General features: G+C 56.4%; 15 protein-coding genes and 5 tRNA genes. 14 read left to right on the top strand and 6 right to left on the bottom strand.

Features of this window, described 5'->3' with window-relative positions; genetic code table 11:
* The 5 genes from TH5_RS20715 to TH5_RS20690 form a co-directional block, all read right to left on the bottom strand.
* Positions 1–819: a hypothetical protein gene (locus TH5_RS20715; RefSeq protein WP_114123464.1), complete on the bottom strand. Its 819-nt coding sequence runs from the start codon at positions 817–819 to the stop codon at positions 1–3.
* A 224-nt stretch (positions 820–1043) separates the two neighbouring features.
* A tRNA-Thr gene (locus TH5_RS20705) sits at positions 1044–1118 on the bottom strand.
* A gap of 29 nt (positions 1119–1147) precedes the next feature.
* Positions 1148–1222: transfer RNA gene (locus TH5_RS20700), tRNA-Thr, on the bottom strand.
* Between the two features lie 29 nt (positions 1223–1251).
* Positions 1252–1326 (bottom strand) — tRNA-Thr (locus tag TH5_RS20695).
* 29 nt (positions 1327–1355) lie between these two features.
* Positions 1356–1430 (bottom strand) — tRNA-Thr (locus TH5_RS20690).
* Between the two features lie 177 nt (positions 1431–1607).
* Between TH5_RS20690 and TH5_RS25685 the strand changes: the two genes are divergently transcribed.
* The 7 genes from TH5_RS25685 to TH5_RS20660 all read left to right on the top strand — a co-directional run bounded on the left by TH5_RS25685 (position 1608) and on the right by TH5_RS20660 (position 6837).
* Positions 1608–1781, top strand: a complete 174-nt coding sequence (locus tag TH5_RS25685) for a hypothetical protein (protein WP_167443609.1) — start codon at positions 1608–1610, stop codon at positions 1779–1781.
* 142 nt (positions 1782–1923) lie between these two features.
* The gene (gene dcd / locus TH5_RS20685) at positions 1924–2478 is read left to right on the top strand and encodes a dCTP deaminase (protein WP_037989813.1); all 555 of its coding nucleotides are present in this window, start codon (positions 1924–1926) and stop codon (positions 2476–2478) included.
* An 82-nt stretch (positions 2479–2560) separates the two neighbouring features.
* Positions 2561–3853, top strand: coding sequence for a UDP-N-acetylglucosamine 1-carboxyvinyltransferase (murA, locus tag TH5_RS20680; protein ID WP_114123462.1), 1293 nt, complete (start codon positions 2561–2563; stop codon positions 3851–3853).
* A 59-nt stretch (positions 3854–3912) separates the two neighbouring features.
* Complete coding sequence (hisG, locus tag TH5_RS20675; protein ID WP_007092064.1) at positions 3913–4572, top strand: ATP phosphoribosyltransferase; 660 nt, start codon at positions 3913–3915, stop codon at positions 4570–4572.
* Positions 4562–5857, top strand: a complete 1296-nt coding sequence (gene hisD / locus TH5_RS20670) for a histidinol dehydrogenase (protein WP_114123461.1) — start codon at positions 4562–4564, stop codon at positions 5855–5857. The genes hisG and hisD overlap by 11 nt, the downstream gene beginning before the upstream one ends.
* Before the next feature lie 50 nt (positions 5858–5907).
* Positions 5908–6384 carry a UPF0262 family protein gene (locus tag TH5_RS20665; protein ID WP_167443611.1) on the top strand — a complete coding sequence of 159 codons (477 nt, stop codon included), beginning with the start codon at positions 5908–5910 and terminating at the stop codon, positions 6382–6384.
* A gap of 6 nt (positions 6385–6390) precedes the next feature.
* A complete protein-coding gene (locus tag TH5_RS20660; protein WP_062953316.1) occupies positions 6391–6837 on the top strand; it encodes an arsenate reductase ArsC in 447 nt (148 codons plus the stop codon).
* 1 nt (position 6838) lies between these two features.
* On the opposite strand, the gene TH5_RS20655 is transcribed toward TH5_RS20660, so the two are convergent.
* A complete protein-coding gene (locus TH5_RS20655) occupies positions 6839–7345 on the bottom strand; it encodes a GNAT family N-acetyltransferase (protein WP_114123459.1) in 507 nt (168 codons plus the stop codon).
* 237 nt (positions 7346–7582) lie between these two features.
* On the opposite strand from TH5_RS20655, the gene infA reads away from it, so the two are divergent.
* The 7 genes from infA (at position 7583) to TH5_RS20615 (ending at position 12112) form a co-directional block, all read left to right on the top strand.
* Entirely contained in the window at positions 7583–7801 is a 219-nt protein-coding gene (infA, locus tag TH5_RS20645; protein ID WP_007092059.1) for a translation initiation factor IF-1, read from the top strand.
* Positions 7802–7930: 129 nt separating this feature from the next.
* On the top strand, positions 7931–8509 hold the full coding sequence (locus tag TH5_RS20640) for a Maf family protein (RefSeq protein WP_114123457.1): 579 nt from the start codon (positions 7931–7933) through the stop codon (positions 8507–8509).
* A 2-nt stretch (positions 8510–8511) separates the two neighbouring features.
* Positions 8512–9930, top strand: a complete 1419-nt coding sequence (locus TH5_RS20635) for a ribonuclease E/G (protein ID WP_114123456.1) — start codon at positions 8512–8514, stop codon at positions 9928–9930.
* 1 nt (position 9931) lies between these two features.
* The gene (locus TH5_RS20630) at positions 9932–10138 is read left to right on the top strand and encodes a DNA gyrase inhibitor YacG (protein ID WP_114123455.1); all 207 of its coding nucleotides are present in this window, start codon (positions 9932–9934) and stop codon (positions 10136–10138) included.
* 97 nt (positions 10139–10235) lie between these two features.
* Positions 10236–10311: transfer RNA gene (locus TH5_RS20625), tRNA-Phe, on the top strand.
* A 216-nt stretch (positions 10312–10527) separates the two neighbouring features.
* Positions 10528–10854 carry a hypothetical protein gene (locus TH5_RS20620; protein WP_114123454.1) on the top strand — a complete coding sequence of 109 codons (327 nt, stop codon included), beginning with the start codon at positions 10528–10530 and terminating at the stop codon, positions 10852–10854.
* A gap of 187 nt (positions 10855–11041) precedes the next feature.
* Positions 11042–12112 carry a linear amide C-N hydrolase gene (locus TH5_RS20615; protein WP_114123453.1) on the top strand — a complete coding sequence of 357 codons (1071 nt, stop codon included), beginning with the start codon at positions 11042–11044 and terminating at the stop codon, positions 12110–12112.
* Positions 12113–12422: the final 310 nt, after the last annotated feature.

Below are 12422 nucleotides of genomic sequence, written 5' to 3'. Positions count from 1 at the left end.
TCAGGCCTGCTGTTCCTGTTCCATCAGGCCAAGAAGATAGCCATGCATCTCGGTGATGTTGCTTTGCTGCTGGCGATAGCGTTCTTCCGCCGCTGCAAGCTGTGATCGTGCCTCTTGCAGGTTGGCTTGGTATCCCTGGTCTACATCGTGATCAGGATACCAGCGTTCTGAAAATTCACGCCGTGTCGGCGCATTCTGGTCGTCATAGCGCGAAACATCGATACTGGAATAATCGCGCGATACGGCATCGGCGATGTAATCAACACGCGCCTGGCCTCTCAAACCCAGCTTGTCTGCCTGATCGCTATATGTCCGCAGATGGCTGCCTCTATCATGCGTCACCATTCCCCCGTTTTCATACAGATATCCCAGAATCTGATCACCGTTGGAAAATACGGCCCGCACGTCCGATTGACTGTCCGGATGATGTTTTTCCAGATAATCAACATGCCTTTGCGCACCTTCGCGGAATATGTCGACAGAGTCATGAAGCCCCGGAATGATGGTTTTCTGACCTTCAAGCCATTTGTCGAAATCCGGTATCATGGCTTCATATTGATCCGCCGAAATTTCCTGTGCGACACCACCGTCTTCGGTCTGGATGGTTTTGGGCGTATATCCATCCTCGCGCATCGCCGCGATGCGTTCGCGCATCGGGGCATAGGCTTTCTCGTAATATTGTTCGAGATAAGGGCGCATTTCCGGATCGGAATACATTTCCTCGCTAAAGGTCGGATGTGACCCGTTTGAAGATTGCGTCGAAGACGCATAGGCCGCGTTTGCCGAGCTGGCGCTATATGTGTTTGTCAGGATGGTCATGATGCATTCCCCATGGCAATTGAGGAAACAATCCAAGCAATTAATATGCCGGGATTTACACGCAAAAGTTGCCATTCGAAGAGGGGGATCGGATCAATTGCTATGCAAAAGATAGCCTTCCGCATCAAAGGAATAGGCAGAAATTGCATCTTGGACGGCAAAAGGCGCCCTCGCGCAGTCAATGTGCGCGTCGCTCGAACCCGGCAGGAATGTTTGGCTGAGAATGGTGCTGCTGGGGAGATTTGAACTCCCGGCCTCTCCCTTACCAAGGGAGTGCTCTACCCCTGAGCTACAGCAGCCCTTAAAAAAAGGCTGATCGTTCGGGCAATGGTGCTGCTGGGGAGATTTGAACTCCCGGCCTCTCCCTTACCAAGGGAGTGCTCTACCCCTGAGCTACAGCAGCCCTTAAAAAAAGGCTGATCGTTCGGGCAATGGTGCTGCTGGGGAGATTTGAACTCCCGGCCTCTCCCTTACCAAGGGAGTGCTCTACCCCTGAGCTACAGCAGCCCTTAAAAAAAGGCTGATCGTTCGGGCAATGGTGCTGCTGGGGAGATTTGAACTCCCGGCCTCTCCCTTACCAAGGGAGTGCTCTACCCCTGAGCTACAGCAGCATCGAGCCCTTGCGGTGCGGGCGGGTTATAGGCCACTGGCTGGTAATTGGTCAAGCCCGAATTATGCGAAGATTTTTGATCTTGCGCGGATGGTGCAATTTTGTTGGTCAAGGCTGCATTCTGCCTCGGAATATTCTATAAAAGCCCGACCTTTGGAACCAGAAACGTATTGGCAAGATGACAGCACAGCAAAGCAAACAATATCCCGCAACCAATGAAGAGCGCAAAAAGCGCGAGGCCGAGGCCCTGCGTGCCAATCTGGCGCGCCGAAAACAGCAGCAACGTTCGCGCAAGGCCGTGGAACAGGATGCCGATGCCAACGATCAGGGCAGCGGTTCGGACAAGGATTAGTCCGCTTCCCACCGGTTTCAGAGCCCCATCTCAAGAAAAATGCCAATTTGGCCCCGTTGCCCGCATCGTCCGGTTGATCTTGCATGCCCCCCGCGGGTAAAACCAATGGCACAATGCCAATCAGCACAACAGGGGTGGCGATATGTCGGTAAGACCGGATCACTGGATACGCCAGATGGCGCAGGAAAAAGGCATGATCGAACCGTTTGTCGACGGTTTCAAACGCGATGGTGTCATTTCCTATGGGGTCAGTTCCTATGGCTATGACGCCCGGGTTGCCGACGAATTCAAGATTTTCACCAATGTCGACTCGGCCATTGTCGATCCCAAGGAATTTTCCGATGCAGGGTTCGTCAATCGCCAGACCGATGTCTGCGTGATCCCGCCCAACAGTTTCGCGCTGGCGCGTACGGTGGAATATTTCCGTATTCCGCGCGACACGCTGGTGATCTGCCTTGGCAAATCCACCTATGCCCGCTGCGGCATCATCGTCAATGTCACGCCGCTGGAACCGGAATGGGAAGGGCACGTGACCCTTGAATTTTCCAATACCACGCCGCTTCCGGCGCGCATTTACGCCAATGAAGGGGCCTGCCAGTTCATTTTCCTGAAAGCCGAAAGCGAATGCGATACCTCCTATGCGGATCGCGCAGGAAAATATATGGGCCAAAAAGGTGTCACGCTGCCGCGCCTGTGATAAAGGCAATGCCATAAAGGTGGCATCGCCAACGACACGAGTAACCGCCATGCCGCAACCGGCATGGTCATACGAGGATTGAATGGACAAGATCAAGATTTCCGGCGGCCGCCGGTTGCAGGGCAAAATTGCAATTGGCGGTGCCAAGAACGCGGCCCTTCCGTTGATGGCAGCAGCCCTTCTGACCGATGAAACGCTGACCCTTTCGAACCTGCCGCATCTGGCCGATATCACATCGATGGCCAATCTGCTGGCGCAGCATGGTGTCGCGTTGCATCTGAACGGTCATGCGCCCAATGGCGGGCATACCGGTCGCGTTCTGGAAATGACGGCCAAGGAAATCGCATCGACAACCGCACCTTATGATCTGGTCCGCAAAATGCGGGCATCGGTTCTGGTGCTGGGGCCGCTGGTCGCACGTTGCGGTGTGGCGCGTGTGTCGTTGCCCGGTGGCTGTGCGATTGGTAACCGTCCGGTTGACCTGCATCTGAAGGCGCTTGAAGCCATGGGCGCTGAAATCCACCTGACCGAGGGCTATATCGAAGCCCGCGCGCCAGAGGGGCTCAAGGGCGGTCATGTCCTGTTCCCGCAGGTGTCCGTTGGCGCGACCGAAAACGCCCTGATGGCGGCATCCCTTGCCGATGGTGTGGTGACAATCGCCAATGCTGCGCGTGAACCCGAAGTCAGCGATCTGGCCCATTGCCTTGTCGCGATGGGGGCCGAGATCGAAGGTATCGGGACCGACACATTGAAAGTCACCGGCAAGCCACGCCTGCATGGCGCGGAATATTCCGTGGTGCCCGACCGTATCGAAACCGGGACCTATGCGATTGCCGCCGCCATCACCGGCGGCGAGATCGAGCTGGTCGGAACAAAGGCCGAATTGATCGAAAGCCTGATCGTGTCCATGCGCAAGGCAGGCGTCGAGATCGAGGAAACCGGGGATGGCATGATCGTGCGCGGCAATCGCGCCGCCCTTAAGGGGGTCGATGTCATGACCGAACCCTATCCGGGCTTCCCGACCGATATGCAGGCGCAATTCATGGCGCTGATGGCGGTGGCCAATGGGGCATCCATGATCACCGAAACGATTTTTGAAAACCGTTTCATGCATGTCCCGGAGCTGAGCCGCATGGGCGCTGATGTCAACGTGCATGGACGGTCCGCCATCGTACGCGGCAGCGCCAAGCTGTCGGGTGCCGAAGTCATGGCGACCGATCTGCGTGCATCGGTATCGATGGTACTTGCAGGCTTGGCAGCCGAGGGCGAGACGATTATTAACCGTGTCTATCATCTGGACCGCGGTTATGAGCGGCTGGAAGAAAAACTTGGCGCCTGCGGGGCGCAGATCGAACGTGTCCGTGTTCCTGCATAATTGCGGGATCATTGGCCTTGGGGCCGGGACGACAGACAAACGCGTAAGGCGACTGATTGATGAGTGACGAAAAGCTGGTGCTGGCCCTGCCAAAGGGGCGCATTCTAGACGAGGTAATGCCGCTGGTGCGCGCGGCCGGTATCGAACCGGAAGCCGCCTTTGACGATCCGAAATCCCGGGCCCTGCGTTTCGCCACCAATCATCCGCATATCGATATCATTCGTGTGCGAAGCTTCGACGTAGCAACCTTCGTTGCCTTTGGGGCGGCCCATATCGGGGTCTGCGGCAATGATGTCCTGATGGAATTCGATTATTCCGAAATCTATGCCCCGCTTGATCTGGATATCGGCCATTGCCGCCTTGCCGTGGCCGAACCCGAGGAAATGATCGATGGTGATGATCCGTCGCGCTGGTCGCATGTTCGTGTCGCAACCAAATATCCAAATGTCACCCGCAATCATTTTGCCGCGCGCGGTGTGCAGGCCGAATGCATCAAGCTGAACGGGGCGATGGAACTGGCACCAACACTTGGCCTGTGCCGTCGTATCGTTGACCTTGTGTCGACCGGCAACACGTTAAAGGCTAACGGGCTTCGCGAAATTGAACATATTGCCGATGTCACCTCGCGCCTGATCGTCAACCGGGCGGCCCTTAAAACCCGCCCGACCGATGTTCAGCCCTGGATCGACCGTTTTTCCGAGGTGCGCAATGCCGATTAAACTTTCGATCACGGACGCCGATTTCGAGGACGGCTTTGTCAAGCTTCTGGGCATGAAGCGGGAATCTGATGCCGATGTGGATGCCGCGGTTGCCAATATCATTGCCGATGTCCGCAAACGCGGCGATATCGCGGTATGTGATTACACCAACAAATTCGACCGCCTGAATATCGATGCCGCCGGCATGGTTGTGACCCGGGAAGAAGTCGATGCCGCCGTTGCCGCAATCGATGCGGATCTTCTGAAATCGCTGGAACTGGCTGCTGAACGCATTCGATCCTACCATGATCGGCAAATGCCGTCTGATGAACGTTATACCGATGCGACCGGGGTCGAACTCGGCTGGCGCTGGCGTCCGGTGTCGGCGGCGGGGCTTTATGTGCCCGGCGGGCTGGCATCCTATCCGTCGTCGGTGCTGATGAATGCCATTCCGGCCAAGGTTGCCGGTGTCGAACGTCTGGTGATGGTGGTGCCGACCCCTGATAACAAGATGAACCCGCTGGTTCTGGCCGCCGCACGCATTGCCGGTGTTGACGAAATTTACCGGATTGGCGGGGCGCAGGCCATTGCCGCCCTTGCATACGGCACGGAAACCATCAAGCCGGTCGACAAGATCGTTGGTCCGGGCAATGCCTTTGTCGCCGCCGCCAAGCGCCGCGTTTTCGGGCAGGTCGGGATTGACATGATCGCCGGCCCGTCGGAAATCCTGGTGGTTGCCGATGGCAGCAATGATCCAAGCTGGGTCGCGGCTGATCTTCTGTCGCAGGCCGAACATGATCCGGTCGCACAGTCGATCCTGATTACCGATGATGCGGATTTTGCCGATCGCGTGCAGGAAGCCATTGATGCGCATCTTGAAAAACTGCCGCGTGCGGAAATCGCCGGGGCAAGCTGGCGCGACTTTGGTGCAATTGTCTTGGTGGAAAATCTGACGCAGGCTCCGGCCTTGGTTGACCGGATTGCACCGGAACATCTTGAACTGGCCGTGGATGACCCGGACGCACTTGCCGAAGACATTCATCATGCCGGTGCCATTTTCCTGGGTCGTTACACGCCCGAGGCGATTGGCGACTATGTTGCCGGACCAAACCACGTTCTGCCAACCGCCCGTTCGGCGCGTTTCTCGTCGGGTCTGGGTGTGCTTGATTTCATCAAGCGGTCGTCATTGATCAAATGCACGCCTGAAAGTCTGGCCAAGATCGGCCCGGCGGCGATTGCACTGGCCGAAAGCGAAGGTTTGCAGGCACACGGACTTTCTGTGGCGATCCGGTCCAACCGCATGTAAGCTGTTGCAGTGCAGCGCCGAGGGATCGCAGGGAGACTAAGATGGCAGAAATTGCAGATAACCAATGCATTGCCGGTATCTATCTCGACGAGAAATACAAGGTGCGTCGCCGCCCCGAGGTCGAGCATGAGCAGGCGGTGGCCATCTATGACCTTCTCGAAGACAACCATTTCGAACCGAAAGGTGGCTTCGAAGGGCCGTATTCGGTTCATATGCGCATCGAAGACAACCGCATCTATATGGATGTGCGCGGCGATGACGATACCGCAAACCTGACAACCATTGTCGTGCCGTTAACCCCGTTCCGCCGGATCGTGAAGGATTACTTCATGATCTGCGAAAGCTATTACGACGCGATCAAAAAGGCGAGTGCCGCGCAGATCGAAACCATCGATATGGCGCGCCGCGGCCTGCATAACGAGGGATCGGAACAGCTTCGCGAACTGCTGTCGGAAAAGGTGACGATTGATGAAAATACCGCGCGTCGCCTGTTTACCCTGATCTGCGTCCTTCATATCCGGGGTTAAGGCACGGTGGCAGAAGAACTTCCCGGTTCGGTTCTTTTTGCCTGTAGCTTCAACGCTGTAAGATCCGTGATGGCGGCTGCAATCATGCGCCATTATCACGGGACAAAGGTCTATGTTGAAAGCTGCGGCTTGCGCGCCGGTGATCTTGACGGCTTTGCCGTCGCGGTCATGGAAGAAATCGGGCTGGATATCTCGACTTATAAATCCAAGACATTTGACGAACTTGAAGACGGGTTTTTCGACCTGATCATTACCCTGTCACCCGAAGCCCAGCACAGGGCGGTCGAAATGACCCGCACCATGGCGTGTGATGTCGAATTCTGGAATACCTTCGATGCCACAATTGTCGAAGGTTCGCGTGAAGTCCGCCTTGAAGCCTATCGGCAGGTCCGCGACCAGATCAAAAAACGTATCCTTGAACGGTTTCCGGTCGGTCCGGCACCCAAGGTCTAACCTAACCGTCGATCAGCGCGTCAAACGCATCCCCGTCCAGCACATGAATGCGTTCATCATGGGCATGTCGCATCCCGATGCGGGCATAGAACCGCTGCCCGATGACGTTTTCGGCATCGACCGACAGGCGAATATAGTGCCCGCCTTGCGCACGGGCCCGTGCGGCGGCCTGTGCGATCAGGTGACGGGCAAAACCGCCACCGCGATATTCCGGGGCGACAAACAGGTCCTGAATGTAAATTCCGGCCTTGCCGCGAAATGTCGAATAGCTTGGAAAATAAAGGCAAAGTGCGACCGGTGTATCCCCGTCATGTGCAATCAGCGCCTCGAACGCCGGGTGGGAACCAAACCCGTCACGCGCCAGGTCTTCGGGTTTGCTTTTGAATTTATCCTCGCACCCGGTGGTTCGGGCAATTTCAAACAGCATGGCATGAATGTCGTCAACGTCCCGCGCTGTTGCGAGCCGGATTTGGGGCGGGTTTACGGGCATCGGATGGTTGGCAGACATGATCAAAGGTCCTTGATGGGGGCCTTGGAACCATAAAGGGGATCGGGGATGGGAAACAACATCATTTCCCCGTTGTATGTTTGGCCCGTCAATGAAGGCATCGAATTTAAGGGCATGAATGAAATGCAGTGCAGGGCCGCTTTGTGCCTTGCGTGAAAGGGCTTGACCTTTTTGCGCGTTCGGAGCAGTTTGCGGGCCACCGGTAGTTGGTATTGCAATACGAAAGCTAGGAGTCTCATGGCTAAAGAAGACGTTATCGAGTTTCAGGGCACCGTTGTCGAACTTTTGCCCAATGCGATGTTTCGCGTGAAGCTGGACAATGATCACGAAATTCTTGCTCATACCTCGGGCAAGATGCGCAAGAACCGTATTCGTGTTCTTGCTGGTGACCGCGTCAGCGTCGAAATGACGCCTTATGACCTGACCAAGGGTCGTATTACCTTCCGTTTCAAGTAATCCGGAACCTGTAATACCGCAAAAATTGACGTTGCCGGGCGCGCAGTTTAGGTTTGCGCGCATGGTTGCGTTTTGCTGTGTCTACAACCCTTCTGGTTTGGCTTTGGATGTCTGTGGGGGAGCCGCGACTTGTCGAAACTGATTTTGGCCTCTGCATCGCCGCGGCGTCTTGAGCTGCTGGCACAGATCGGAATTGTGCCGGATCAGGTTATCCCTGCCGATATCGACGAAACACCGCATGATGATGAAAGTCCGCGTCGGCTGGCACTCCGCCTGGCCGAGGAAAAGGCACGTGCGATTGCCACCGATCATGCGGGCAGCTTTGTCCTTGCCGCCGATACGGTTGTCGCCTGCGGCCGTCGTGCACTTGGCAAGGCATCCGATGATGCCGAGGCCCGCAAATTCCTGACATTGTTGTCCGGTCGTCGCCATCGTGTTTATGGCGGTCTTTGCGTGGTTGCCCCTGATGGTACGACCCGATCACGTGTGATCGAAACGCAGGTGATTTTCCGCCGCCTTGGCGAAGACGATCTTGCGCGATACCTGTCCCATGACGAATGGCAGGGCAAGGCGGGCGCTTATGCCATTCAGGGACATGCCGCAACCTTCGTTAAAAGCATCACCGGGTCCTATTCCAACGTGGTTGGCCTGGCGCTGTGCGAGGTTGACGGTATGCTGCGCGGCCTTGGCTTCCGGCAGGATGTGTGATTATGGACGCTGGCGGAACTCAGACAGACCGCCTGCTGATTGATGCCGTCGCATGCGAACGGCGCATTGCCCTGATCCGTGATGACCGGCTGACGCGTTTGTGGATTGATCGTGGTGGTCCGGCGCGATTTGACATTCATCTGGGCCGGGTTTCCAAAATTCTTCCTGAAATGGCCGCAGCCATGGTCGCCCTTGATGGCATTGCCGATGGCCTGTTGCCGTTTGACCGTGTGGATGGCCCGCTTCACGAAGGCCAGTGGGTCATCGTGCAGATCTCCCGCCTTGGGTTCGAGGATAAAGGCCCGAAGCTGACCGGTCGTATTGCGATCGAGGGGCTCGGCATGATCCTGCGGCCTCACGAACCCAAAGGAAGCGGAAGCGGGGTCATTGAACTTCCGCGCAAGCTCAAGGACGAAGACCGGCGTGCGTCATTGTCGGCCCTGTTCAGGGGGCTGGTCGCGCGCGAAGAAAGCATCACGCTGCGCAGTCTGGCAATCGATTGGGATGACGCTGCCCTGACTGGCGAGCTTAAGCAGCTCCGCGCTGTCTGGGCGCGGGCCCAAACCGCTCTTGCATCGCCCGTAAAACCGGTTCTGGTGTTCAAGGCGTTATCGGATGCCGATCAGATGATTGAACGTCATGTCATGGCGGGCCGGGAATGCATGGTCGACGGAGCGGATGAATTTGTTCGCCTGCGGGGCCTGCTGCGCGCACGTGGTTTTGAAGCTGACCATCTGGTGCGTCATGATGGTGCGCGCCTGCTGTTTGATGATCAGGATATCGAGGACGATATCGCAACCGCGCTGCAACTGCGTGTGCCGCTTCCGGGCGGTGGCTGGATCGCGGTCGAACAGACGACGGCATTGTGTGCGATTGACGTGAATGCGGGCGGATCGGATGCCGATCATGATCAGGCACGGCGTGCCGAACAGGTCAATCTGCGCGCCGCACCCGAAATCGTCCGGCAATTGCAGTTGCGCAATATTGGCGGTCTGGTGGTGATTGATCCGCTTCGTATGGCCGGCAAGGCATCGCGCGACCGGTTCGAAACCGCCCTTCGCGATGCCTTTGGCCCGGAAATGGACGGTGCGGTCCAGTTCGGCGGCTTTACACGGCTGGGCCTGTTCGAACTGACCCGGCAGCGCGGCGGCATTGCCCTTGCCGAACTGATGCACGCATTTAGGCCCGATCCTGTGCCAACGCGGGCAGCCGCATTGAATGCTGTCCTGCGTTCTGTGACTCGCGATGTGCGGGCAGGGCAGGCGGGGCGTTATCGGCTTCATGTCGCCCCGGAAATGGTCGATACCCTTGCGCCGGGCAGCTCTGGGCAACAAATTCTTGAACGTGCGATGGGGATGGCGCCGGAACTGGCCGCCGATGAAACCCTGTCACGCGCAGACTACAGGCTGGAGAAACTCTGAAATGGTTGAAAAAAACACAGTTAAAACAGCAGGCTCGGGCTGTGCCATGTGCGGCAAGCCGGTGGTGGAAAAATACAAGCCGTTCTGTTCGAAACGTTGTGCCGATCTCGACCTTGGCAAATGGCTGAACGAAAGCTACGCCGTCCCGGCGACCGAACCGCCGGAGTATCTTGAAGACCTTGAAGATGAAGAAGATTTTCACGCATAAAAAAAATGCGATTTGAGGCTGGACAAGCCCCAAAGGAGTTTGTATAACCCCGCTCGTTCCGCAGGGAACGCTCCGGAAACGGAGACGCTTAAAGAATGCCCGGGTAGCTCAGTTGGTAGAGCAGTGGACTGAAAATCCGCGTGTCGGTGGTTCGAATCCGCCCCCGGGCACCATCTTTAGGTAGCCCAAAATGACCCGGCCACTGGCCGGGTTTTTTGTGCCTGCAATTTATAGCGGCGCGCGGCTTTTTGCATAGTTTGGCATTCTTTTTTGCACAGTTTGATGTGTTGTAAGCGCCGCTCATATAAGATTTTCACTAATATAAAATGTGCATTTCTCTAATTGCGTGTATCGTTTCCCATGACTCAACTAATTGATGGAGGAAAACGATGGCTGGTTTACTCGACTCTGTTAATGAATGCAGTGCACATACATATAATGTCAATTTGAGATGGAGAAATAGAGCGGCGTCCTCGACGGCTTTGTTTTCGGTATTGAATGAGCCGTTGGAGGCGAAAATAGCTGCGGGGCTGTTGCGCGTTCTTGGTGAGCATGTTGACGGATTTTGTGTGACAGATAATGCAACGGATGACGACTTTGAGTCGGCGTCTGGTATGCAGTTTCACTTTACGTCGCAGGAGAAGGCCCAAAAGTTCAAAGATAGTCTGTCTCTTTACCTCACGCCGCAGCTGTTGGTGGAGATTCACGTTAGATAAATGAACCCTTTGCATTTATCTGGGGCTCATAAAGTAGGACCACATACCTATTTTCACGCCCCTGGACAAATTCCAGTCAAATTGAATTTTATCCTTCAACACTTTCGCAATGGTTGCGGTTGGTTGCTGTGCCCGACATAATCGCGATCAGGCAGGATGAAATCGGATTGCGCAAAGGAAGAACCCGATGGACCGACGGACACGCATTGCAACGATGATGATTGTCTCGGGACTGATGTCCTCAGCCGTCCTTCTTCCCGTTGCCAGTGCCTGCACGCGGGCCGTCTATCACGGGGCGGATAACGATGTGATCACCGCGCGCTCCATGGACTGGAAATCCGATATTGCCACCAATCTGTGGATTTTCCCGCGCGGTATGGAACGGGGCGGAGAAGTCGGGCCAAATTCCGTCAGATGGGTCTCCAGATATGGCAGCGTCATCGCCAGCGCCTATGACATCGCAACGACCGATGGTCTGAACGAAGCCGGATTGTCGGCCAATGTGCTTTGGCTGGTCGAGTCCGAATATCCGCCCTATGACGGGACAAAGCCGGGTCTTTCGATTGCGGCATGGGCGCAATATGTGCTCGATAATTTTGCGACGGTGTCTGATGCGGTTGCGGCACTCGCCAAGGAACCCTTTGTCGTCGTCACCGATCAAATGCCGGGCGAAGACCGGCTCGCGACCCTGCATCTCTCGATCTCGGATGCCACGGGCGACAGCGCGATTATCGAATATATCGACGGCAAACAGGTCATCCATCATGACCGCGATTATCAGGTCATGACAAACTCGCCCATTTTCGAACATCAGCTTGCGCAGAATGCCTATTGGAAGCAGGTCGGCGGAACCGTGATGCTGCCCGGCACCAACCGGTCCGCGGACCGGTTTGCCCGCGCCGCGTTCTATATCAACGCAATCCCCAAGGACGAGGACCCGGTCGTTGCCCTTGCCAGTGTGTTCAGCGTTATCCGCAATGTCTCGGTCCCGTTTGGCATTTCAACACCAAACGAACCCAACATTTCCTCCACCCGCTGGCGCACAGTCGCCGATCACAAGCGAATGCTGTATTTCTTTGAATCCGCCCTGACCCCGAACACCTTCTGGGTCGATCTCAAGAATATCGATTTCAGTCCGGAAACCGGCAGGGTGAAAAAGCTCGACCTCGGGCCGGATCAGCGCAATGTCTATGCCGGGGATGCCGCCCCGTCCTTCGAAGAAGAAAAGCCGTTCAGGTTTCAGGGACTTGCCGACTGAGCACGCCTGCAATCATGGCCGAAAGTTTGGCTGACGGGTAACAGGAACCACGCACCGATATCGGGCAGCATCCGTTCCACCTTCGGGCTTCCGACCCGCTCCGCTCACTTCCGCCATGGCGACATTTCCTGCCATCCCGGAAGCCCGACGCATCGCGGGCCTTCGCCACCCCCGCCAGCAGACGGCCCGCTGGCTCGCTGCTCGTTCCGGTCGCCTCAGGCAATGATGGCACTTCCCGCAACCATCGGAAGCCTCGACACACCGCTGGCCTTCGCCATCCCCGACAGCAGACGGTCCAAAGACTACCCAC

The sequence above is a fragment of the Thalassospira xianhensis MCCC 1A02616 genome (genome assembly GCF_003326475.1).
Taxonomy (GTDB): Bacteria; Pseudomonadota; Alphaproteobacteria; order Rhodospirillales; family Thalassospiraceae; genus Thalassospira; species Thalassospira xianhensis.
The sequence above is the reverse complement of the archived record's forward strand: the minus strand, read 5'-3'. Positions and strand labels throughout refer to the sequence as shown.